General features: G+C 71.4%; 23 protein-coding genes. 6 read left to right on the top strand and 17 right to left on the bottom strand.

Annotation, left to right across the window (positions count from 1 at the left end; translation table 11 throughout):
• The 3 genes from ND747_RS26925 to ND747_RS26915 all read right to left on the bottom strand — a co-directional run.
• Positions 1 to 1,565: chromosome segregation SMC family protein (locus ND747_RS26925; protein ID WP_251737068.1), on the bottom strand; the 1,565-nt coding region annotated here is incomplete at its 3' end.
• Positions 1,566 to 1,954: 389 nt separating this feature from the next.
• Positions 1,955 to 2,152 (bottom strand): hypothetical protein, encoded by a 198-nt coding sequence (locus tag ND747_RS26920; RefSeq protein ID WP_163547050.1) that lies wholly within the window; start codon positions 2,150 to 2,152, stop codon positions 1,955 to 1,957.
• Between the two features lie 213 nt (positions 2,153 to 2,365).
• Positions 2,366 to 2,677 carry an acylphosphatase gene (locus tag ND747_RS26915; protein ID WP_251737067.1) on the bottom strand — a complete coding sequence of 104 codons (312 nt, stop codon included), beginning with the start codon at positions 2,675 to 2,677 and terminating at the stop codon, positions 2,366 to 2,368.
• Between the two features lie 90 nt (positions 2,678 to 2,767).
• Between ND747_RS26915 and ND747_RS26910 the strand changes: the two genes are divergently transcribed.
• Positions 2,768 to 3,040, top strand: a complete 273-nt coding sequence (locus tag ND747_RS26910) for a hypothetical protein (protein WP_251737066.1) — start codon at positions 2,768 to 2,770, stop codon at positions 3,038 to 3,040.
• A gap of 18 nt (positions 3,041 to 3,058) precedes the next feature.
• On the opposite strand, the gene ND747_RS26905 is transcribed toward ND747_RS26910, so the two are convergent.
• From ND747_RS26905 to recG, 9 genes are all read right to left on the bottom strand, one after another.
• Positions 3,059 to 3,814 carry a DUF2786 domain-containing protein gene (locus ND747_RS26905; protein ID WP_251737065.1) on the bottom strand — a complete coding sequence of 252 codons (756 nt, stop codon included), beginning with the start codon at positions 3,812 to 3,814 and terminating at the stop codon, positions 3,059 to 3,061.
• A 211-nt stretch (positions 3,815 to 4,025) separates the two neighbouring features.
• Positions 4,026 to 4,934, bottom strand: coding sequence for a bifunctional DNA-formamidopyrimidine glycosylase/DNA-(apurinic or apyrimidinic site) lyase (gene mutM, locus ND747_RS26900; RefSeq protein WP_251737064.1), 909 nt, complete (start codon positions 4,932 to 4,934; stop codon positions 4,026 to 4,028).
• A gap of 18 nt (positions 4,935 to 4,952) precedes the next feature.
• The gene (gene rnc, locus ND747_RS26895; protein ID WP_251737063.1) at positions 4,953 to 5,825 is read right to left on the bottom strand and encodes a ribonuclease III; all 873 of its coding nucleotides are present in this window, start codon (positions 5,823 to 5,825) and stop codon (positions 4,953 to 4,955) included.
• Complete coding sequence (locus ND747_RS26890) at positions 5,822 to 6,934, bottom strand: phosphate starvation-inducible protein PhoH (protein WP_251737062.1); 1,113 nt, start codon at positions 6,932 to 6,934, stop codon at positions 5,822 to 5,824. The genes rnc and ND747_RS26890 overlap by 4 nt, the downstream gene beginning before the upstream one ends.
• Before the next feature lie 8 nt (positions 6,935 to 6,942).
• Positions 6,943 to 7,113: a 50S ribosomal protein L32 gene (gene rpmF, locus ND747_RS26885; RefSeq protein WP_251737061.1), complete on the bottom strand. Its 171-nt coding sequence runs from the start codon at positions 7,111 to 7,113 to the stop codon at positions 6,943 to 6,945.
• Positions 7,114 to 7,171: 58 nt separating this feature from the next.
• Positions 7,172 to 7,798 carry a DUF177 domain-containing protein gene (locus ND747_RS26880; RefSeq protein ID WP_251737060.1) on the bottom strand — a complete coding sequence of 209 codons (627 nt, stop codon included), beginning with the start codon at positions 7,796 to 7,798 and terminating at the stop codon, positions 7,172 to 7,174.
• A gap of 297 nt (positions 7,799 to 8,095) precedes the next feature.
• Positions 8,096 to 8,578 (bottom strand): pantetheine-phosphate adenylyltransferase, encoded by a 483-nt coding sequence (gene coaD, locus ND747_RS26875; protein ID WP_251737059.1) that lies wholly within the window; start codon positions 8,576 to 8,578, stop codon positions 8,096 to 8,098.
• Positions 8,575 to 9,132 (bottom strand): 16S rRNA (guanine(966)-N(2))-methyltransferase RsmD, encoded by a 558-nt coding sequence (gene rsmD / locus ND747_RS26870; RefSeq protein ID WP_251737058.1) that lies wholly within the window; start codon positions 9,130 to 9,132, stop codon positions 8,575 to 8,577. Before rsmD ends, coaD begins: the two co-directional genes overlap by 4 nt.
• 10 nt (positions 9,133 to 9,142) lie before the next feature.
• The gene (recG, locus tag ND747_RS26865) at positions 9,143 to 11,362 is read right to left on the bottom strand and encodes an ATP-dependent DNA helicase RecG (RefSeq protein ID WP_251737057.1); all 2,220 of its coding nucleotides are present in this window, start codon (positions 11,360 to 11,362) and stop codon (positions 9,143 to 9,145) included.
• 291 nt (positions 11,363 to 11,653) lie between these two features.
• On the opposite strand from recG, the gene rpmB reads away from it, so the two are divergent.
• Positions 11,654 to 11,842, top strand: coding sequence for a 50S ribosomal protein L28 (gene rpmB / locus ND747_RS26860; protein ID WP_163547068.1), 189 nt, complete (start codon positions 11,654 to 11,656; stop codon positions 11,840 to 11,842).
• 77 nt (positions 11,843 to 11,919) lie between these two features.
• Complete coding sequence (locus tag ND747_RS26855) at positions 11,920 to 13,026, top strand: D-alanine--D-alanine ligase family protein (protein WP_251737056.1); 1,107 nt, start codon at positions 11,920 to 11,922, stop codon at positions 13,024 to 13,026.
• A 19-nt stretch (positions 13,027 to 13,045) separates the two neighbouring features.
• On the opposite strand, the gene ND747_RS26850 is transcribed toward ND747_RS26855, so the two are convergent.
• Both ND747_RS26850 and ND747_RS26845 read right to left on the bottom strand, forming a co-directional pair.
• Complete coding sequence (locus ND747_RS26850) at positions 13,046 to 13,561, bottom strand: DUF3515 family protein (protein ID WP_251737055.1); 516 nt, start codon at positions 13,559 to 13,561, stop codon at positions 13,046 to 13,048.
• Positions 13,562 to 13,650: 89 nt separating this feature from the next.
• Entirely contained in the window at positions 13,651 to 13,884 is a 234-nt protein-coding gene (locus ND747_RS26845) for an Lrp/AsnC family transcriptional regulator (protein WP_009742309.1), read from the bottom strand.
• Between the two features lie 245 nt (positions 13,885 to 14,129).
• Between ND747_RS26845 and thiD the strand changes: the two genes are divergently transcribed.
• Positions 14,130 to 14,978 (top strand): bifunctional hydroxymethylpyrimidine kinase/phosphomethylpyrimidine kinase, encoded by an 849-nt coding sequence (gene thiD / locus ND747_RS26840; protein ID WP_251737054.1) that lies wholly within the window; start codon positions 14,130 to 14,132, stop codon positions 14,976 to 14,978.
• Positions 14,979 to 15,090: 112 nt separating this feature from the next.
• Positions 15,091 to 16,473, top strand: coding sequence for a UDP-N-acetylglucosamine 1-carboxyvinyltransferase (murA, locus tag ND747_RS26835; RefSeq protein ID WP_251737053.1), 1,383 nt, complete (start codon positions 15,091 to 15,093; stop codon positions 16,471 to 16,473).
• Between the two features lie 8 nt (positions 16,474 to 16,481).
• Here the strand turns inward: murA and ND747_RS26830 are convergent, their stop codons facing one another.
• Entirely contained in the window at positions 16,482 to 17,477 is a 996-nt protein-coding gene (locus tag ND747_RS26830) for an NAD(P)H-dependent glycerol-3-phosphate dehydrogenase (RefSeq protein ID WP_251737069.1), read from the bottom strand.
• Positions 17,478 to 17,680: 203 nt separating this feature from the next.
• Between ND747_RS26830 and cofC the strand changes: the two genes are divergently transcribed.
• Complete coding sequence (gene cofC / locus ND747_RS26825; RefSeq protein WP_251737052.1) at positions 17,681 to 18,472, top strand: 2-phospho-L-lactate guanylyltransferase; 792 nt, start codon at positions 17,681 to 17,683, stop codon at positions 18,470 to 18,472.
• Here the strand turns inward: cofC and ND747_RS26820 are convergent.
• The gene (locus tag ND747_RS26820; RefSeq protein WP_251737051.1) at positions 18,367 to 21,141 is read right to left on the bottom strand and encodes an EAL domain-containing protein; all 2,775 of its coding nucleotides are present in this window, start codon (positions 21,139 to 21,141) and stop codon (positions 18,367 to 18,369) included. The genes cofC and ND747_RS26820 overlap by 106 nt on opposite strands.
• 272 nt (positions 21,142 to 21,413) lie before the next feature.
• On the bottom strand, positions 21,414 to 21,947 hold a 534-nt coding region (locus ND747_RS26815; RefSeq protein ID WP_251737050.1), incomplete at its 5' end, for a transglutaminase family protein.

Genomic DNA, 21,947 nt, shown 5'->3' with positions numbered 1-21,947 from the left:
GGTCTGTCATGGCGTGATCGCCCGGCATGCTCCGTTGGCCCGGGTGCTTGATCTCTGCCACGCGATTGCTCCGCAGGGGCCAGCGACAGCCGCAGCGCGTCCCGGCGGGCGGACCAGGAGGCCCGGTCCCGTTCGGCGGATCGTTCCTCGGCCCGCAGCGCCTCGAGCCGCTCCGTGGCCGATGTGTGCACCGCGACGGCGGCGCTATGCGCCTCGGCCAGCTCGTCGCGGGCGCCGTCCATCTGCTCGAGCTCGGCCTCGAGGTCGGTGTGGGACCGGGCGGTCTCGGCGTCGCGTTCCTGGGCGGACCGCACCGCCTCGGTCGCCTGCGCGATCTCGTTTTCGGCGCCGGTGGCTCGTGATCTGGCCGCCTCGACCTGACCGGCCAGCCGAGCCGTCTCCTCCCGGCGCGACGACGCGGCCCGGGCGGCGGCGATCAGTTCTCGCTCCTCGTGCGCGAGGGTGGTCTCCAGCTCGGCGCGCCGGGTGACCACCTCCTCGAGGCGCTCGCGATCCAGCTCCAGCCGTTCGGTCAGGACCATCTCCTGCTCCCGGACCGCGGTGGCCTCCTGCTCGAGCTCCTCCGGGTCGCGCCGGCCAGCCAGCTCCTCGGCGCCGGTGCGCAGCAGCCGGGCCCGCTCGGTCGCCAGCGATCGGGTACCCAGCAGCCGTTCTCGCAGGGAGGCCATCGCGTACCAGGTCTCCTGCGCGGCTGCCGCCTGCGGCACGGCAGCGGCCAACGCCACCTGGAGCTGCTCCTCGCGGGTGACGGCCGCCTGGTGCAGGGCCTGCGTCTCGGCGAGCCGGCGACGCAGGGTGTCCTCGTCGGCGGCGTCGACGGAAAGGTTGGACCGGGCGGCGCTCAGCTCGTCAGCGAGCAGCCGCAGTCGCGCGTCCCGCAGGGCGGCCTGGATCACGCCGGCCTTGCGGGCGATCTCCGCCTGCCGGCCGAGCGGGCCGAGCTGGCGACGTAGCTCGGCGGACAGGTCGGTGAGCCGCGTGAGGTTCGCCGCCATGGCCTCGAGCTTGCGGAGTGCCTTTTCCTTGCGCTTGCGGTGTTTCAGGACGCCGGCGGCCTCCTCGATGAAGGCCCGACGATCCTCCGGTCGGGCCTGCAACACGGCATCCAGCTGACCCTGACCCACGATCACATGCAGCTCACGCCCGATTCCGGAATCGCTCATGAGCTCCTGGATGTCGAGCAACCGGCAGGCCGTGCCGTTGATCGTGTATTCGCTCTCACCGCTACGGAACAGCAGACGACCGACCGTGACCTCGGTGTACTCGATGGGCAGAGCGCCATCGGAATTGTCGATCGTCAGAAGTACCTCGGCCCGGCCGAGAGCCGGGCGGGCGGGGGTACCCGCAAAGATGACGTCCGACATGGCACCACCGCGCAGTGCCTTGGCACCCTGTTCGCCCAGCACCCAGGCGATGGCATCGACGACGTTGCTCTTACCGGAGCCGTTCGGCCCGACCACACAGGTGATTCCCGGCTCGAGATGCAGGGCGGTGGAGCTGGCGAAGGACTTGAAGCCCCGTAGGGTAAGGCTCTTGAGATGCACCGGACTCCGGAGCAGAGGTGGGGAGGGCGCGTCGGACTGGCGACAGAACGCTCTGAGCAGCCGACCAGGACGCCACCATCCTAGCGAGCAGCGGAGCGCAGTCGGAACACCACACTCCGCCAATACCCCTACACCGACGGACTCGGCCCTCGCACCCACATACAGGCGGTCCTGGTCTTGTGATCCATCCGCGCACAGCTGCGCACGGGACCGCAACTCGAGATCACAAGCTCGACGCTCACACCATCATCGGTTACACCAGGAAACTAGGTAAACGCATAGAGTGAGAAACGCCGAGATAATGGTTCACCAAAAAAGGAAATCGACGGTAGGTTGCACCTAACGGGAGCCGCCGGGAGACCGCTCCCGGTAATCGGCCCCCCGCCGGATCAGCTGTAGGCCGGCTCCGCGTCGAGCGCCCGGACATCTTCCGGTACGTCGACACCACCAACCAGAGCCTCGTTGACGTCGCGTACTCGAGCGAGTTCCGCCTCGAGCTCCGCAACCCGGGCACGAAGCCGGCGCACCTCATACGAGAGGCGCAGATCGTTGCCGGATCCGACGTGGCCGAAAAGGGCCTTCGCCATAGTGATGGTCCTCCACGATGAGTGACCTAGTGGGCGTTGGACAACACCAGACCCGAAAAGATCAAAGTGCGCCCCCAACAATGGCTCTAGAGTCCCACGCCGGAGGGTCGAAAGTCAAGAGCATGCCACATGCCCACCCGACTGATCCGATGAACACGCAAATCCCGGTCGTCGCGCGGGCGACAAGGTGGCCACCACAGCGTCCACAAGCCGTCACGTGCGGCGAAAGGCGACCAGATTACCCTGTGCGCTCTGCCACAGAAGTTCAACGCGATCAGTCCGCCCCGGAGTATGGCCGGTGACCAGCAGACGGGCCAGCTGCTGACACTCGGCGACCGCACCTTCGACAATCACCTCGACCGTGCCATCGGCCACATTCGTGGCGGAACCGACCAAGCCCAGTCTGCGGGCACGAGTACGCACATAGTCGCGAAATCCAACCCCCTGCACGCGACCGCATACGCGGGCAGTGAAGCGGACCACCGTTGGGCCACCGCCCGCAGGCGTCAGGCGTTCCTCAGTCATCAGCGAGGTAGGGTACTGGCCATCGTGGACACCTCATTTTTCTCAGACGCGGCAGGCCGGCCGAGCGCGCCACGGCGGCCTGCGGACCCGGTGCGCGTACGGTCGCGCGCGCACCGTAGATCCGCCTCCGCACTGCTGATCGCTCTGGCCACCGCCGTGCTTGCCCTCACCGGCTGCGGGCAGAACTTTCACCAGGATGGCGGCGCCCTCCCCGTACCCAGCCCGAGCGCGAACGGCGACCGCCATGTCACGCCAGCGCCGGTTGACAACCAGGAAAAAATCATCGGCCCTGGTTACGCTCCGCCGCGGACCGCTGGCCCGACCCAGACTGCTGTTCCCAACCTGCCCGGTGGCAAGGCCTGAGCCGCCACCTTTCGACCGCTACCTCCGCGAGCCGATCGCGGGTGTGACTCTGCCCGTCACCCGATTGGCACATCCAAGATCGGCTCGCTCGCCGGCCCGATACCCGGCGGCGCCTCCGCTACCGGAGAGCGCACGGGCCCGCGGCGTACGCAACCGCGGATAGACCGAGGCAAGATGCTGCTCCACCCGACGGCTTCGATCGGCGAGGACCACCGCCACCGACGGACCGTTCGGCTCCGCCTCTCGATGCACCCGGGCCTGGGCTCGTTCCCGCGCCGCCTGCTCCGCAGCGCCGAGGCGCCGGGCGACGGCCAGCGCGAAACCCGCCATCCACGAGCGCCGGAACGCCCGGGGATTCTCCTGGCGCGGCGGACGCTCCACCGCCAGCCCATGCGCCTGTTGCACCAACAGCGACGTGAACAACAGCTGCACGCGCTGGATGTCCGCAGCCATCCCGAACAGATGGGCGGAGTGCTCGATCCCCTCGCCACGGCGGGACTCGCGATGCACCAGCCGGCAGCCCATCGGCGCCGCCACACTCGCCAGCAACGTGACCTTGTCACGGGCGTACGGCGACTCGAGGACCACCACCAGATCGGCCGCGCCCACCCGCCGCGGCGCCGCCTCCTCGACGAGCGCTCGATCGATCCCGTACTGGGCGATGAGCTCCGCCGCCTTGACGTTGTACGCCTCCCTGGCGGCCTCGGCGAGGCCCTCGGCCTCCGCCATCGCCAGCAGCTTGCGCACGCGACCGAGCAGCGCATCCGGATTCATGGCGCCTCCAGCACTTTCGGGCCGGGCGGCCACAGCACGGCCCGGCACCCTGGACGATGCCTCACCGAGCGGGGGTGACCCACCGCTCGGCCCCGGACGAGGCGACGAGGAACACCACGCGCCGGGCGGGCTCTCACCGCTGCCGCGTGGATCACGCCCGACCACCCCGCCGATCCCACAACCAGGAGGCATTCGAACGTGTGGTCGAATGCTACCACCGCGGACGACGGGGCGGGGGCTGGCAGGTCGGGCAGGTGTAGCTGGAACGGTTCATGAAGGCGTCCCGGCGGATCGTGTCCCCGCAGCGCGCGCACGGCCGGCCCGCTCGTCCGTAGACCTGCAGCGATCGCTCGAACAGACCGCTGACACCCTCGGTGGACACGTACAGCCGATCAAAGGAGGTACCCCCCGCGTCCAGCGCGGCCGACATCACCGTGGCGGCCGCCCCCAGCACGCGGTGCGCCTGTGTCCGGGTCATCGTCTCGGTCGGGCGGGCGTAGTGCAGCTGCGCGGCCCACAGCGCCTCGTCCGCGTAGATGTTCCCGATTCCGCTGACCAGCGTCTGATCGAGCAGTGCCCGCTTCAGGCCGGTGCGTCGAGCGCGCAGGCGTCGGATGACCGGCTCGAGCTCGAACGCCGGGTCAAGGGGGTCGACAGCGATGTGCGCGACCTGCGCGGGCAGCTGAGCGCCGCCCGCGGCCACCGCGAGCCCGCCGAAGGTCCGCTGATCGACGAAACGCAGTTCACGGCCATCGTCGGCGAAGGTGAACCGGACCCGCAGATGGGTCTGGTCCGGACTGCCGGAGGGCACGACCAGCAACTGGCCGCTCATGCCCAGATGCGCGACCAGGGCATCCTGCCCGTCCGGCAGCAGCGAGGCCTGCGGTATCAGCGATGGTGGCACCACGGGCGGTGCCTGCAGTGCCAACCAGAGGAACTTGCCCCGCCGACGGGCGGCCACGATCCGCTGACCCACCAGCCTGGCCTGGAAATCGGCGGCACCGGGGCCGTGGCGGCGAACGGCGCGCGGGTGGTGGACGTCCACGGCGGCGATCACCCGACCGACGACGCCACGCTCCAACCCACGCCGAACGACCTCTACCTCGGGCAGCTCGGGCACGGTCCACCACCCAGGCGATCAGCTACCGGACGGGTCACCGGAACCCGGATTGCGATCGTGATGACCGGCCGGACCGGCACCGCTGGAGCTGGTCACGCCGGCCTGCGCCGCCACCGCGGTCTCGGCCGTCTCGGCCGCCTCGGCCGCCTCGGCCGCCTCGGCCGCCGACGCAGCGTCGGCCACCCGGCTTTCCAGCACGGCGAAGGCGGCTGCGGCGGCCCGCTGCTCCGCCTCCTTCTTACTGCCGCCCTCGCCCTCACCCAGCGATTCGCCCGCGATCCGCGCGTAGGCGGTGAACCGCTTCGCATGATCGGGACCGTCCTGGTCGACGACGTACTCCGGTGGACCGAGCGAGAGCAGGGCAGTCTGCTCCTGCAGAGAGGTCTTCCAGTCAAGACCGGCGCCGCGGCCGGCGGCCTCGTCCAGCAGCGGGTCGAACAGGCGGTGGACGAAGCGGGAGGCGACATCGAGCCCGCCGGACAGATAGACGGCGCCGATGATCGCCTCCAGGGTGTCGGCGAGGATGCTCGCCTTGTCCCGGCCGCCCGTGGTCTCCTCACCCCGGCCGAGCAGCAGATACGGCCCGAGGCCGGTGGGACCGATCGTGCGGGCGACGTCCGCGAGCGCGCGCATGTTCACCACCGACGCACGCTGTTTGGCCAGCTGCCCCTCGGCCAGGTCGGGGTGACGCACGAACAGGGCCGTGGTGACCACCAGGCCGAGAACGGCATCACCGAGGAACTCCAGCCGCTCGTTGGTCGGCAGGCCGCCCTTTTCGTAGGCGTAGGACCGATGGGTCAGCGCGCGGTCCAACAGCTCGGGATCGATCGCCGCGTCCAGCACCTCGATCAGGGCGATGCGCGGCGGCTGCGGCGGCAGGTGGCGGCTCATCCGAGCATCCCGGCCAGGGCGCGACGCCGCGAGACCAGCGCCGCCATCGCGGCCCGGGTCCGGTCGACCAGGTCACCGCGCACCGCAAGCGACGCGGTCCGAACCGCCGTCACCAGTGCGCTGCCAGCCGCATCCACGGATCCTCCTCCGGGCCGACCGGCCTGGGTCGCGACTGCGTCGACCCCCAGCACGATCGTTCCTCCCAGCACGTCACGGTCTTCGTCCATCTCCCCCGGCGGTCCCCCATGGGAGTCCCGGCGGGAACTCGGCTGTCCGGGCCACAGGGCCCGGACAGCCGACACAAGCACAGCGCCGGTACGTCCCTCGGTGACGAGAACGTCGAGCCGGTGTTCGGCCGCCGCGGACACGTCTCGGGGCGCCCCGGCCGGGTCGGTCCCGCTGCTGGTGCGGCGGTCCGCCCGCCCCACCAGCCCGGCGGCGGCCAGCGCCCGATCTGCCGTCCACAGCCCGGCGAAATCCACGTCCAGCTCGCGCAGCAGTGCACCCACGGCGTCGGACGACGGATCGACCAGCGCAGGGCCGGGGGACAGCAGCCCGACCCTGGGTCGGCCGATCGTGCCCCGAACCTGCGCATGGACGGCGGCGAGCAGCGCAGCCTGGACCAGTTCGTCGGACGTCGCAGCTGGCGCCGCCCCCGCGTCGCACAGGGTAACACCCCCGCTGCGGACCTTTGCACCGGTCTGCGTACCACCGAGATCGGTCGCCAGCACCGCCCGGGTCGCCCCCGGCAGCAGCCCATGCGTGAACTGGGCCGCGGCCACGACCGCCTCGGCCGGCGCGACCGACACCAGGGCATCGGCGTGCCCGTCGCGCACCAGCCTGGCTGCGACGCGCACGCCGCAGTCCCGCCGGGCGCGCACGACGTGTACGGCCTCGGGGCCCGGCGGCACGCTCCGGGCGGCGGAACGCACCTGCACCCGGGCTCCCGGAATGATTCCGAGCCGGGCAAGATCGCCCGCCACGCCGTCCACGCCGGTCACCAGGATCAGTGTCAGACGCGGGTCGGCGTCCAGAGCGATCGGCAGAGCCTCGAGGAGACCGGCGACCGGCCGCCCCTCGCCCAGCAGATCAAGGGCGATACGGATCACTCCGACCGTCAGACGTCCAGCACCTGACGATCGTTGTACCGACCGCAGGTGGTGCACACCGTGTGCGGCCGGATCGTGTGCCCGCGGGAGCACTTCGCCAGTGTCGGCACCTTGGCCTTCCACTGCGAACGACGGGAACGGGTGTTGCTGCGCGACGTGCGCCGCTTCGGGACGGCCACTGTGCCCTCTCCTTCGTACTTCACCAGGTGTGACGATCTCGCCGGGATGGCGAGCGTGTCAGGGTCGAACGTCGTCACCGCGGCCGGTTGCCCGCCCGGGAGTGCCCCGGGCGGGATCGGGCTCGGTCGACCCGTCGTCCGCCAGTGCGGACAGCGCTGCCCACCGCGGGTCGGCGCGGTCGTGCGTGTGGTCGGGCCCCACGTCGTCCAGCCGGACGCCGCAGTCGACGCACAGGCCCGCGCAGTCCGGCCGACAGACCGGAGACAGCGGCAGGTCGATCACGAGGGCGTCACGCACCACGGGCTCGAGGTCGGCCCGGTCGTCGACGAGCACCCGCTCGTCGTCGTCCTCACCCGCCTCCGTGGCACGATCAGCGTAGTAGAACAGCTCGCGGAGCTCGACCGTCACGCTGTCCGACAGCGGTTCGAGGCAGCGCGCACACTCTCCGGTCAGCGGTGCGACCACCGTTCCACTGACCAGCACACCCTCGATGACCGACTCCAGACGCAGGTCCAGGTCGGCCGGCGCTCCCGGGGCGATCCAGATCATTTCGGTGCCCAGACCCGCCGGCAGCTCCACCCGCGCCTGGACGCGTTGCATGGAGCCAGGCCGCCGGCCCAGGTCCCTGGTGTCAAGCACAAGCGGGCCCCGGGGGGTCCGGCGGCGGGGGTGGGATCCACTCATGGCGGCAGTCGCGTTCACGTCTAGGTCCGGCTCGGGAAGCCCACCGGAGTGGGTTCGGCATGGGTGCAGGGTCGGATGGATGGGGGTCGTACGGCGCAGACCGGCAACGGGCCGGACGGCAACGACCCTCCAGACCAGCAGACATCTGACAGCAGACATCTGGCCAGCAGGAGGGCCGCCGGACACATCCCGGCCCCAGCCAGACGACGACTATCCCCACCCTATCCGATCGCGCCACCCGGCGACCACGGGTGGCGCGACGACCCGGGACCAGCGTGATCCGGTGTGGCCAGATCGCTACGCGCGATCCCGCAGCTGCTTGAGTACGACGTCCGGGACGAGACCCGAGACATCGCCACCGTAGCGGGCGACTTCCTTCACCAGGCTGGACGACAGAAATGCATATTGCGGATTAGTGCTCATGAAAAGCGTCTCGACACCGGCCAGAGAATTGTTCATCTGCGCCATCTGCAGCTCGTAGTCAAAGTCGCTGACCGCCCGCAGACCCTTGACTATCGACTGGATGCCCCGGGACCGGCAGAAATCGACGACAAGTCCATGAGCCGTGTCCACAGTCACATTGTTCGGCGCGGAGGGATGCTCGCTCAGCGCTTCACGGATGAGATCCATCCGCTCTTCTACGGTGAACAGAGTGGCCTTGTTCTTGTTGATCAGCACTGCGACGACGACTTCGTCGAAGAGCCGGCTGGCCCGGACGACGATGTCGAGATGGCCGTTGGTGATCGGATCAAATGAACCGGGACAGACTGCCCTTCTCATGATCGAGTACCGTACCAGAGAACACCCTCTCCGTACCTGCGTTCCCGCGCCGCACTCAGCCCATCCGGCCAGACCACCGGAGCCGAGCGATGCGACCGTTCGACGACGCAGACACCGTCCGCGGCCAGCCAGGCACCGTCTCGTAGTCGCTGCAGCACCTCACCCAGCTCGGGATCGCCCAGCGCATACGGCGGATCGAGAAATACCACGTCGTAAGGCTTCCCCGGAGTGTTCTGCACCACACGTGACACCGGAGCCTGGCAGATCTCGGCGCCACAAAGACCCAAAGTCTCGACGTTGCGACGCAAGATCCGGATCGCGCCCGGATCCCGGTCGACCAGCAGCGCGTGCGACGCTCCCCGGGACAGCGCCTCGAGACCGACCGCGCCCGAACCCGCATAAAGGTCAGCCACCCGGGCCCGCGCGAGATCGACAAACGTCGCGAGCGTGTTGAACAGACCTTCGCGGGCTCGGTCGGATGTCGGCCGGGTCGACTTTCCAGGCGGCACAAGAATCTGCCGACCGCCGGCCATGCCGCCGATGATCCGGGTCATCGGGACGTTGTCATCCCTTCTCCAGGAAAGCCGCGCTCTCCTCGTCGAGCACGGTCGCAAGCAGCCGGCGCAGGGCCGGCTGGCCGGCCAGGGCCGGATCGGCGTCAACCAGGCGGACCGCCTCGGTCCGAGCCTCCCGGATCAGCTTCTCGTCCCGGAGCAGGGCCAGCAGCCGCAGGGACCGCCGGCCACCGGACTGCGCGGCGCCGAGCACATCTCCTTCCCGGCGCTGCTCCAGGTCCAGGCGGGCGAGTTGTGCACCATCGGTGGTGGCGGCCACCGCGCTGAGCCGCTGCCACGCCGGGGTGTCCTGGTCGGCCGCCGTGTACAGCAGGCACCAGCCGGCGGCCTCACCACGACCGACCCGCCCGCGCAGCTGGTGCAGTTGGGAGACCCCGAAGCGGTCGGCATCCAGCACCACCATCACCGTCGCGTTCGGCACGTTCACCCCCACCTCGATGACCGTGGTCGCAACCAGGACGTCCACCTCACCGGCCGCGAACCGGTTCATCACCGTCTCCCGCTGCGCGGAGGGCAGCCGGCCGTGCAGGCACTCCACCCGAAGACCGGCAAGCTCCCCCCCGACAAGCTGTGGGAGCACCTCGGTGACGGTCGCGGTGGGCCGCTCCTCGGGGTCCACGCCATCCTCGGGACCGGCGTCACCGATGCGGGGGCACACCACATAAGCCTGCCGGCCGGCGGCCACCTCGTCGCGGATGCGTCCCCACATCCGGTCGGCCCAGGAACGCACCAGAGCCGGGACGACAAAGGTCGCCACCGGTGAGCGACCGCTGGGCAGCTCGGTGAGCTCCGATACCTCGAGGTCACCGAAGACCGTCATCGCGACCGTCCGCGGGATCGGCGTCGCGGTCATGACGAGCAGGTGCGGCGGGCGGCGACCGCGGGCCCGCAGCGCATCGCGCTGCTCGACGCCGAAGCGGTGCTGCTCGTCCACGATGACCAGGCCGAGATCGGCGAACTGCACGTCCTGCTGCAACAGGGCGTGGGTGCCGACGACCAGACCAGCCGACCCGTCCGCGATCGCGGCGAGAGCCTCACGACGTGCCCGTGCGCCGAGGGACCCGGTGACGAGGGTGACCCGGGTGGCCTGCTCGGCGCCGTCAAGCTCACCGGCGCGAGCCAGTGGGCCGAGCATCTCGCGCAGGCTGCGCTCGTGCTGGGCGGCCAGCGTCTCGGTCGGCGCCAACAACACCGCCTGCCCACCCGAGTCGATGACGGCGAGCATCGCCCGCAGCGCCACCACCGTCTTGCCCGAGCCCACCTCACCCTGCAGCAGGCGGTGCATCGGCACCGGCCGGGCCAGATCCGCGGTGATGGCCGCGCCGACTTCGCGTTGCCCGCCGGTCAACGCGAAGGGCAGGCTGGCGTCGAAGGCGGCCAGCAGCCCGTCCGGCCGGCCGGACCGGGACACCGTCGCCAGCGCCTCCACCTCGCGACGCCGCCGGGCCAGTGCGACCTGCAGGACGAGCGCCTCGTCCCAGCTCAGCCGGGTGCGCCCGAGCTGGACGTCGGCCCGACTCGCCGGTAGGTGCACCTTTCGGTAGGCCTGCAGAAGTTCCGGCAGGTGACGACGTGCACGCAGCTCGGCCGGCAGCGGATCGGCCACGGGTTCGAGCGAGTCCAGCGCCAGGCGCACGCATCGGGCCACCGTCCAGCTCGGCACCTTCGCCGCGGCCGGGTAGATCGGCACGAGCGCGTTCGCGAACGCCACGCCGACCCCGTCACCCAGGTCACCGGCCTGCTCCACCCCGCCGGCGCGACCGGCGCCGCCCGCAGCACCCGGGTCGTCCTCGGCCTGGTCCGCCTCGAGCAGGTGTACCTCGGGATTGGTGAGCTGGATGCGACCGCGGAACTCCTCGACCTTGCCCGCGAACAGGGCGGTCACCCCGGGACGAAGATCACGTTCACGCCAGGTCTGGTTGAAGAAGGTCAACGTGAGCAGCTGGCGCCCGTCGGTCACGGTGACCCGCAGCATCGACCGGCGGCCGGACCGCATCGGCCGGCGCTCCATTTTCTCCACCCGCGCCGCCACGGTGGCCGACTCGCCGACGACCAGATCGGCGAGATCGGTGAGCTCGCCCCGCTCGTGATAGCGGCGCGGAAGGTGATCCAGCAGGTCACCCACCGAGTGCAGCTCGAGGCCATCCGCCAGCAGGGTGGCAGCGCGGGCACCCAGCAGTGTCTTCAACGGAGTGTCAAGGTCGACCACACCTCCGATACTGCACTGCGGGACCGACAGATCTCCCGGATGCCTGCCGGCAACGCCCCGATCGCCCGCCCCGGGACCACGACCGACCAGGTCCGCTCCGGCTCGGCCACCCCGGCCGGGATCGCGTCGGCCGGGAGCTGGGCGCCTGAGGTAGGCTCGGATCGGTTTCCGCTGTGCGCGTTCTCCCGATCCTGCCGTCAGGCGCCTGGGATGAGTACGATCGCGGTTCCGACCGCCCGATGTCCCGGAGCTCCACACCGGGGCTGCGACTATTTCGACGGAGTGTTTCTCGTGTCTTCGGTGTGCGACGTCTGCGGCAAGGGGCCGGGCTTCGGTATGTCGGTCTCCCACTCCCACCGACGCACTCGCCGTCGCTGGAACCCGAACATCCAGACGGTCCGGGGCATCGTCGGCGGCACCCGTCGCCGGATGAACGTCTGCACCTCCTGCATCAAGGCCGGCAAGGTCACCCGCGGCTGAGGTGTGCCGCTGAGGTAGCCGGGGTCTTCGCCCGGATGGCCGCCCGGGCGGGTACTCCGATCCGTTAGGGTCCCGGCATGCCAGGAACCCGGGCCCGGATCCGCATCGCCCTTCTGTTCGGCGGCCGCAGCACCGAGCACGCGATCTCCTGCGTGTCGGCCGGTGGTGTGCTGCGTGCGCTTGACCCGTCCGTCTACGACGTGGTGCCGATCGGCATCGACCCGGACGGTCGTTGGATCGTGCTGCCGGCTGATGCCGACGTCCTGCGGGCAACCAGCGATCAGCTGCCCGTGGTGCGCGCCGCGGCCGGTCGGCAGGTGGTCTTCGTCGTTGACCCGACCACCCGCCGGCTCATCCTGCATGATCCCGCCGATGCACCGCTGGGCGAACTCGCCGACATCGACGTGGTCTTTCCCGTTCTGCATGGCCCGTTCGGGGAGGACGGGACGGTGCAGGGCCTGCTGGAGATGGCCGGAGTGCCCTATGTCGGCTCCGGGGTGTTCGCCAGCGCCGCGGCCATGGACAAGGAACACATGAAGGCGCAGCTCGCGGCGGCGGGCCTGCCGATCGGGCGATATGCGGTGCTGCGCGCCGGCGAGCACCTCGCCGACGCCGACCGGGAGCGTCTGGGCCTGCCGGTGTTCGTCAAACCGGCGCGGGGCGGCTCGAGTATCGGCATCAGCCGGGTCGACGCCTGGGCGGATCTCGACACCGCGGTCAAGACGGCCCGCACCCACGATCCCAAGGTGCTCGTCGAGGCGGCCGTCGTCGGCCGGGAGATCGAGTGCGGTGTGCTCGGGCGCCTCGAGGAACCGGGTGCGCAGGCAAGCCTGCCCGCCGAGATCACCGTCGACTCCTCGGCCGGTTTCTACGACTTCGACGCGAAGTACGTGACCGACGGCACCCGGTTCGACGTTCCCGCCGCGCTCTCGTCGAGCGTCCTGGCGCAGGTCCAGTCCGTGGCGGTCCGAGCCTTCGCGGCGCTGGACTGCGCGGGGCTCGCCCGTGTCGACGTGTTCCTCACCCCCGATGACCGGGTCGTGGTGAACGAGGTGAACACGATGCCCGGTTTCACCCCGACGTCGATGTTCCCCCGCATGTGGGCGGCCAGCGGCCTGGACTTCGCGACGCTGGTCGACCGGCTGGTCCGCCTGGCCCTGGGCGCCGGTGCCGGCCTGCGCTGAGGACGACGGCGCGGGCGGCTCAGGCGGTCGTGGCCCGGCTGTGGGCGCGCACCGCCGGGCCGACCGTCACCAGCACGTCGAAGGGCTGGACGTCATCGAGGGTGGCCGCGGGCAGGTTCAGCACCACCTGGGGAGACCGGGTCGGCGTCGAGAACCGCAGGCCGGCACCGATCTTCTCGCTGAACCAGCCGACGTCGTCGACGAACGACAGCGTCGCGTCCGGTCGGTAGCTCGCCGACACCCCGGCCGCACCGCAGGTGAGCACCGCCGGACCGCGACCGTAGGCAGCCGCGGTGGGCGCTGGCGGGCTCAGGGTGCGTCGATCCAGGTGCCGACCCAGGGAGGACGGCAACGCCTGTACGAGCGCCACGCAGGCCGCCCGCAGCGAGGCCGCCGGTTCCGGAACGTTCGTCAGCCGAACCGGGCCGGGACCGCCACAGGCCGCACCCAGCAGGGCGACCACGACGCCGGCCACCGCCCCGGCCCGCAACCGCACCGGCGCGGCACCCGGTAGCCATGACGACCGCGGCCGCACCGGAGACCACGGTCGCCACCGCCGGCCGGCCCGACCCGGCGGACCGGACCGGCCGGCCCGCGATGGTGCCGGACGGCGCGCGACGATGCTCAGAAGTGGACGACCGGGCAGGTGAGCGTGCGGGTGATGCCGTCAACCGACTGCACCCTCGACATCACCATTTTCCCGAGGTCGTCCACCGTAGGAGCTTCGGCCCGCACGATGACGTCGTACGGACCGGTCACGTCCTCCGCCTGGGTGACCCCGGGGATCTGCTCGATCTCCTTGGCAACCGACGCGGACTTGCCGACCTCGGTCTGGATAAGGATGTATGCGTGGACCACAGACGCTCCCTCGTCGGACGTCGACAGCCCGCCCTGCAGAACTACGGGCCGACAGAAGGTAACAGGCAAACGGGCCGGATGAGAGGTTCCGCGACCGAGGAATTTCGCCCACTCGGTCCACCAGCGCACATGGGCTGCCACGCCACCCTCGTCCAGCCGACAATCCTGCGGCCCGGCCACCCCTTCTCGTACCCGATTGTGATGACGACCACCACCGCAGCTACCGACAGTAAAAGATCGGCGGGATGCCTGATGTTCTCGAGGGTGCGGTGAACGCGCCGACCGGCGACCCGATCGGGGTGGCCGTGGCACCGCCGCGGGTGCTGACGATCGCCGGTTCGGACTCGGGCGGCGGCGCCGGAATCCAGGCCGACCTGAAGACCATGCTCGCGTTCGGCGTGCACGGAATGAGCGCGATCGTGGCGGTGACCGCCCAGAACTCCCTGGGGGTTCATGGCGTGTGGGATCTGCCGGTGGAAGCCGTCCGCGGGCAGATCCGCGCCGTCGTCGACGATATCGGCGTCGACGCGGTCAAAACCGGGATGTTGTCGTCCGCCGCGCTCGTCGAGCTGGTCGCCGACGAACTGGACCGTGTGGCCGCACCGGTGGTGGTGGACCCGGTGGGCGTGTCGAAGCACGGGGATCCCCTGCTCGCGCCGGACGCGGTCGACGTCGTGCGCCACCGGCTGCTGCCACGGGCCACGATCGTCACCCCGAACGTGGACGAGGTCCGGCTGCTCACCGGGATCACCGTCCGGGACGTCGCCGATCTGCCGCGGGCCGCCGAGGCGGTGCTCGCCCTCGGCCCCCGCTGGGTGCTCGTCAAGGGTGGGCACCTGGCCGGCGATGCCGTCGACCTGCTCACCGACGGATCACAGCGGGTCGAACTGCGCGGCCCCCGCTATGACCGTCGTCATACTCACGGTACCGGCTGTACCCTCGCCTCAGCCATCGCCGCGCGGCTGGCGCACGGTGACCCGCCGGCCGAGGCCGCCCAGGCCGCCAAGGAGTACGTCAGCGGGGCGCTCGCGGCCGGTTTCCCGCTGGGTGCCGGCATCGGCCCGGTCGATCACGGCTATCGTCACCGCAGGTAGTCATGCCTCTCCGGGCACCGGGGCGGCCGGGGCGTCCGTCGGCGGGCTCTGGTTCAATCGCCCCGCCACAAGTGACCTGACGCATCCGCACCCTCGCCAGGGGAGGTAGCCCGTGGGGGCTCCCAGCACCGCAGCGACCACGCCGGGTAGCACGGACCACCGGTGGTACCGCATCCGCGGCGGCGTGCCGTTGCACGGCACGGTCGAGGCGTCCGGCGCCAAGAACTCGGTGACCAAGCTGATGGTGGCCACCCTGCTCACCCCGCAGCCGTGCACCCTCACCCGGGTGCCCCGGATCGCCGAGGTGGACGTCGTGCTCGGGATGCTGGCCGAGCTCGGTACCCGGGTGGAGTGGCTGGATGACCACACCGTGCGCCTGGCCACCGAACGGATCGCGGACGCGTCGCTGTCCGAGGCCTACTCGGGGGTGAACCGCATCCCGATCCTGATGATGGGCCCACTGCTGCACCGCGTCGGTGAGGCGGTGATCCCGCTGCCCGGCGGGTGCCGGATCGGCAAGCGGCCGGTGGACTTCCACCTCGCCGGGCTCCGGGCGATGGGCGCGGAGATCGTCGAACAGGTCCGCTCCGTCCAGGTCAAGACCCTGGGCCTGCGCGGCACGCACGTTGCACTGCCCTTCCCCAGCGTCGGGGCGACGGAGAACCTGCTGCTCGCCGCGGTCCGTGCGCAGGGAACCACGGTGATCTCGAATGCCGCGGTCGAGCCGGAGGTCGTCGACCTCATCCTGTTCCTGCAGCAGATGGGCGCGCTGGTCGACGTCGAGGCCGACCGGACGATCGTGGTGCAGGGGGTCGACCGCCTGCGTGGGGCGACCCACGCGCCGATCCACGACCGGATCGAGGTCGCCTCGTTCGCCGCCGCCGCCGTGGCCACCGACGGCCGGATCGAGGTGGTCGGTGCCCGCCAGGAACACCTGATGACCTTCCTGAACCACCTGCGCCGGCTCGGCGGCGAGTTCGAGGTGACCCCGCGCGGGCTGACCTTCTTCCGGGCCCGCCCGCTGGAGGCCGCCCATGTACAGACCGACGTGCACCCCGGGTTCATGACCGACTGGCAGCAGCCACTGGTCGTGCTGCTCACCCAGGCCCGCGGGGCCTCGGTCATCCACGAGACGATCTACGAGGACCGGTTCGGCTACACCCGGCAGCTCGCCGAGATGGGGGCGGACATCGCCCTGTCGACGCTGTGCCTGGGCGGCAAGTCCTGTCGGTTCGCCGCGCGCGACTTCGAGCACTCCGCGGTCGTCAGCGGCCCGACCCCGCTGCGCGGCGTCGACCTGACGATTCCCGATCTGCGGGCCGGCTTCGCCTACGTGCTCGCCGCCCTGATCGCGGACGGGACGAGCGTCATCCGCGGCACCCGGTTCCTCGAGCGCGGCTACGAGGACCCGGTCGGCAAGCTGCGTTCGATCGGCGCCCTGGTCGAGACCGACCCGGCGCCCGCACCCCATGCGGCCCCGGTGGCATCAGGCTGACCGACGCGTCAGGCTGACGGGCGGTATTCGGGGCCCGGTTCGCGGCTCATCAGCTCCTTGACCGCCTCCAACGGCGGAAGCCCCTCGTACAGCACCCGCTCGACCTGCCGGGCGATCGGCATGACCACGCCGTGCTGGTCGGCCAACGCGAGCAACGGCCGGCAGGAGCGCACTCCCTCGGCGATCTGTCGCTGCTCGGCCTCGACCTGGCGCAGCGTCAGCCCGCGGCCGAGTTTCTCCCCGAAGGTCCGGTTACGCGACAGCGTCGACCCGCAGGTGGCCACCAGGTCGCCGAGGCCGGCCAGGCCCGCGAACGTCATCGGATGCGCGCCGAGCGCGACGCCCAGTCGCTGGGTCTCGGCCAGCCCCCGGGTGATCAGGGACGCCTCGCTGTTCGTCCCGAAACCCATGCCCGCGAGCATGCCCGCGGCCAGGGCGATCACGTTCTTCACCGCGCCACCCAGCTCGCAGCCGGTCACGTCGGCGCTGGTGTACGGCCGGAAGTACGGCGTCCAGCAGGCGGCCTGGACAAGCTGGGCGGTCCGCGCGGACGTGCTGGCCACCACGGTGGCCGCGGGATGCTCGGCGGCGATCTCGTGGGCCAGGTTCGGGCCGCTGACCACCGCGACCCGCTCCGGCGGCACCTGGGCGACCTCGGCGATCACCTGGCTCATCCGCAGCGTGCTGCCCGCCTCGATACCCTTCATCAGACTGACGTAGATCGCGTCGGGCGCGGCCAGTGGCGCCCAGCGGGCCAGCGCCGGGCGCAGCACCTGCGCCGGCACCGCCAGCACCACCAGGCGCGCCGCCGCGAGCGCCGGTCCGGGATCGGTGCTCGCGTGCACACGGTCCGGCAGCCCGACCGCGGGCAGGTAGCGCGGGTTGACGTGGTGGTCGTTGATGGCCCGCACGACCTCACCGTCACGGGCGACGAGATCGACCCGGGCCCCGGCATCCGCCAGCACCTTGGCGAACACGGTCCCCCAGGACCCGGCGGTCAGCACCGCCGCGCGTCGGACGTGCTCCACCCCCGCCCGCAGGCGGCCGGCGTCGGCACCGCTGTCGGTGTCGGTGTTGATCGGTTCGGCGATGACTGCTCCTCGGGGAGATCGGCGTCCTGGCGCGTCCCTTCGCCATCGACCGTAGACGCAACCTCCGCCACCATCGCGCGCAACGCCCGCCCGACTCATGGCCTAGGGTCACCTTCGTGTCGCTCCCCCGCGGCGAGGCGCCCTGGACGGTTCTGCTTCCGCTGAAGAACCTGGACCGGGCGAAGTCCCGCCTGCAACGACCGGACCGTCGCCGGCTGGCCCTCGCGATGGCCCTGGACACGGTGACGGCGGTGCTGGCCAACCCCTCCGGGCACGTCGGCGCCGTCGTGGTCGTCAGCAACGACCGGACGGTGGGCGAGACGCTCACCCGGGCACCGGGGACCGCTCTCGACACCCGACTGTTGATCGTCGCGGACCTGCCCGACCAGGGTCTCAACCCGGCCCTGCGCCACGGCGCCCGGCAGGCCCGCCGGCACTGGCCCGACCGACCGGTGGCGGCCATGTCCGCGGACCTGCCGGCCCTGCGGCCCGCCGAACTGTACCGGGCCCTCACCGCCGCCGCCGCTCACGACCGGGCCGTGCTCGCCGACACGGCGGGTTCCGGGACGGTCCTGCTCACCACGATGCCCGGCATCGACCTGGCCCCCCGGTTCGGACCGGACAGTAACGCCGACCACCGCCGTTCGGGTGCAGTCGATCTCACCACGGTGCTCGGCGCCGCGGTGCGCGGTCTGCGCCGCGATGTGGACACGATCGCCGACCTGGCCGAAGCCCTACGGCTCGGCGTGGGCCCACACACCGCCGTCGCGCTGGACCAGCCGGCCGCGCCGCACCCACGAGCTCAGCCCGTGGCGTCGTCGACGGTCGGTCCGTCGACGGTCGGTCCGCCGGCGGTGCGCCCACCGGGCGTCGGTCCGTCTACGGCGGGACAGTCGGCGGCGGGATAGTCGACGGCGGGACAGTCGACGGCGGGACAGTCGACGGCGGGCGGCAGATCCCCGCGCCCGACCAGCGCGATCGGCAGGGGTCCGGGGCGGGCGAACAGGTATCCCTGGCCGAGTTCGCAGCCGAGTTCGGTGAGCTCGGCGAGCTGCGCCTCCCGCTCGATCCCTTCGGCCACGACCACCGCCCCGAGCGCGTGCGCCAGACTGATCATCGACCGGCGCAGCGCCGCGACCCGTCCGCCGTCCCGAGGCGCTTCCACCAGGGTCCGGTCGAGCTTGACGACGTCAACGGGCAGCAGGTGCAGGGCGGCCAGGGTGCTGTGGCCGGCGCCCACGTCGTCGAGCGCGACGGCCACGCCGAGCGCGCGCACCTCGTCGAGCACCTCGCGCGCGCCGCGTAGATCCGTCAGCCGGCTGGTCTCGGTGATCTCGACGACGAGGCGGGCCGGGTCGAACCGGCTGCTGGCCAACGCCCGCACCACGCTGTCGAGCAGGGTCATGTCCGCCACCCGGCTCGCCGAGACGTTGACATGCAGCCGCAGGCTGGAGTCGGGAAACGCCAGCGCGATCTCGCTACAGGCAAGGCCCATGATCATGTCGTCGAGGGTGCCGACGATCCCGCTGTTCTCGGCCGCGGCGACGAACGTACCGGGCGGCACCGGCCCCCGGCCGGGGGCCGTCCACCGGGCGAGGGCCTCCAACGCGACCGGCCGATGGTCGCACAGCCGCACGATCGGCTGGTAGTGGACGGCGAACCCGGCCGACCAGCCGCCCCGGCACAGCGCCGTGGCCAGGGCATCGGCCAGGTGGGTGCCGGCGACGAGCTGCGCCTGCGGCGTCATGCCGAGCCCCGGGCGGTAGACCACCAGCCGGTTGCGACCCGTCTGCTTGGCCGCGTGCAGCGCCATGGCGGCGCGGCGCAACAGGACCTCGGTCGTCTCCTGGGTCCGTCCGGCGACGACCAGGCCCACACTCGCGTGTACCGGCCACTGGTGGCCGCCGACCGCCACCGGTTGGCGCAGCGCCGTCAGGATCCGCTCGGCGACCTGCTCGGGCAGCTCCCGGCCGCCGTCGAGCAGCACGGCGAACTCGTCGGAGCCAAGCCGGGCGACCGTGTCCGCGGTACGCACGCAGTGGCGCAGTCGCTGCCCAACCGCACGCAGCAGATGGTCGCCAGCCGCATGCCCGAGACTGTCGTTGATCACCCGGAAGTCGTCCAGATCGCAGTACACGACGGCCACGTCACTGCCGTCACGCCGGCTGGTGGCGAGCGCAGTGGTCAGCCGCTCGCGGAACAGCTCCCGACTGGCCAGCTCGGTCAGCGGATCGTGGGAGATCCAGTGCCGCACCTCCCGCTCGGCCTCGACGAGCACCGAGATCAGCCGCTCGTTGGTCCGTGCGGTGAGCATCTGGCGCACGACGACCGCCGCGACCAGGATCGCCACGACGACACCCTCGACCGGGTCCAGGACGTTTCCCGTGCGCGACCGTCCCAGCACCAGCGCCGCCACCGCCGCGGCGGCCAGGTAGGGCACCGCCAGCCGAACCCAGGCCACTCGAGCCTGCTCGGCATCTCCCCGACCACCGTCACCCTGGCCGGGCTCACCCTGGCCGGTGTCCCGCTGCGCCGCATCGCCCCGCACCGCATCGCCCCGCACCGCACCGCCTGGGACGGCATCAACCGGCACCGCGGCACCCCGGAAGGCATCATCCGACCCGCCCGGCCGGCCCACCCGCAGCGCCGCCGCCATGACGAGCAGGGCACCCAGCACGGCCGTCGTGCCCAGTACCAGTACCCCACCGGCCGGTCCCGGCGACGTCCACCAGGCACCAGTACGGCGACCTGTGCCCTCGGCGGCCAGGCCGGGAACGGACAGCGCCGCGCTGGTGGTCCGGGCGCACCCCAGGCCGGCCAACGCCAGGACGAGCAGTCCCGCACCCGCGGTGACCACCGCCGGCCGATCGGCCGGCCGCCGGTAGCAGGCGACGTGCACGACCGTCAGGGCCAGCGCAAGGATCGCCACCGGGTACGCGACCGGCAGAAGATCAGAGTCGACGCCGCGGGTGGCCCCGGCGGCGTCCACAGGCAGGCCGGTCAGCAACCCCGACCAGGTGAGCAGAAACAGGGAACCAGCCACGATCAGCTCATCCAGGGCAACCGTGGCGGGCTGGCCCGCCAGCACCGCGGCACCGGGCCGGCCCCAACCACCCACCGGCACCGGCCACAACCTGCTGCCACCGCTCCCGACGGCCCCGTCACCGCCGCCGGCTGGCGCGGCTGTGCCGCGGGTGGCGGTCGGCGACGCGGGTGGCTGCGCCCGCAGCCACGTGCGAACCCGGGCCAGGTAGCCGGAACGCGACCACGACGGGCCTCGACGCCGGCCGGCTCGCTGCGCCGGCACGCTGGCCAGAGCCGCGAGTGCCAGCACCGACATCGCGAGATGCCCGGCGTCCGCCAGGTAGCCGACCTGGGCGATCCCACGGCGGCCATCGACCGGCTGCTCCCAGCGCCGCGCGAGCCACGCCGCCTGGCCGAGCGTCCAGCAGGACAGCGCGAACGAAAGCCACCGCATCCAGTAGCCGGCCGGCCGGCCCAGCCGGCGGCCAGCCCAGCCGCAGCTCAGGGCCGCGCCGAGACCCGCGGCGACGGCGGTGGCGTCGACGAGCAACACCCGCCCGCCCTCCTCCCCCGTGTGTCGGCCACCCGGGACAGTGGGATCCGCGAAGAACGCGCATGTCGACCGAACTGATTACAGAAAGTTGTCAAGAGGTCATTGCCGACCCGTGCCACCCTATTCCGTAATCGCTCTACCACAAAGAGTGGCTACTCGCCCCGCGTGGCGCGCGGTCTCACCCGTGGCCGATAGTCACTATCTGTTTTCACATAGATGCAGATTGTGATTTCCAGGTCGGCGGCGTCGACCCACCGGAGAGCACGCGGCGGTCACCGCGCCGGGGCCGGCCCGGGGAGATGGACGTCGAGCACCTTCACCCGCTGGGTCGTGTGCAGCGAGCCCCGACCGGCACCCGTGTAGCACCCCGAGGTCGGCGCGACGTCGGCGTAGTCCCGTCCGACGGCGACGGTGACGTAGCGCAGATCGGCCTCCCGGTCGTGGCACGGGTCGAAGGCGACGGCGACGGCACCCGGCAGGCCGGCTGTGCCTGGCCCAACCGACCCACCCGGTTCACCCGAGCGGCCCGACAGGCCCGGCGCCCGGTCGGGAACGATCACCTCGACCCAGGCGTGGGACGGCCCGTCGCCGACGAGATGACCGGAGACGTATCGGGCCGCCAGCCCTGCCGCTCGGCACAGGGCCAGCATCACGTGGGCCTGGTCCTGACAGACCCCGGCACCCCGGGCCAGCGCCTGGGCCGCGGTCGTCGTCACGTCCGTACTGCCGGGAACGTAACGGATCCGACTGTGCGCCCACGCACAGAACTGGCGGGCGCTGCGCAGCGGGTCGTCGGTGCGCAGCGC

It is taken from the genome of Frankia sp. R82 (genome assembly GCF_023716925.1).
GTDB lineage: Bacteria > Actinomycetota > Actinomycetes > Frankiales > Frankiaceae > Frankia.
The sequence above is the reverse complement of the archived record's forward strand: the minus strand, read 5'-3'. Positions and strand labels throughout refer to the sequence as shown.

Bases quoted from the DNA above. Each gene is read 5' to 3' on its own strand.
- ND747_RS26920 (WP_163547050.1), bottom strand. From the start codon at position 2,152: ATGGCGAAGGCCCTTTTCGGCCACGTCGGATCCGGCAACGATCTGCGC.
- ND747_RS26915 (WP_251737067.1), bottom strand. From the start codon at position 2,677: ATGACTGAGGAACGCCTGACGCCTGCGGGCGGTGGCCCAACGGTGGTC.
- ND747_RS26905 (WP_251737065.1), bottom strand. From the start codon at position 3,814: ATGAATCCGGATGCGCTGCTCGGTCGCGTGCGCAAGCTGCTGGCGATG.
- rnc (WP_251737063.1), bottom strand. From the start codon at position 5,825: ATGAGCCGCCACCTGCCGCCGCAGCCGCCGCGCATCGCCCTGATCGAG.
- ND747_RS26880 (WP_251737060.1), bottom strand. From the start codon at position 7,798: ATGAGTGGATCCCACCCCCGCCGCCGGACCCCCCGGGGCCCGCTTGTG.
- coaD (WP_251737059.1), bottom strand. From the start codon at position 8,578: ATGAGAAGGGCAGTCTGTCCCGGTTCATTTGATCCGATCACCAACGGC.
- rsmD (WP_251737058.1), bottom strand. From the start codon at position 9,132: ATGACCCGGATCATCGGCGGCATGGCCGGCGGTCGGCAGATTCTTGTG.
- ND747_RS26855 (WP_251737056.1), top strand. From the start codon at position 11,920: ATGCCAGGAACCCGGGCCCGGATCCGCATCGCCCTTCTGTTCGGCGGC.
- thiD (WP_251737054.1), top strand. From the start codon at position 14,130: ATGCCTGATGTTCTCGAGGGTGCGGTGAACGCGCCGACCGGCGACCCG.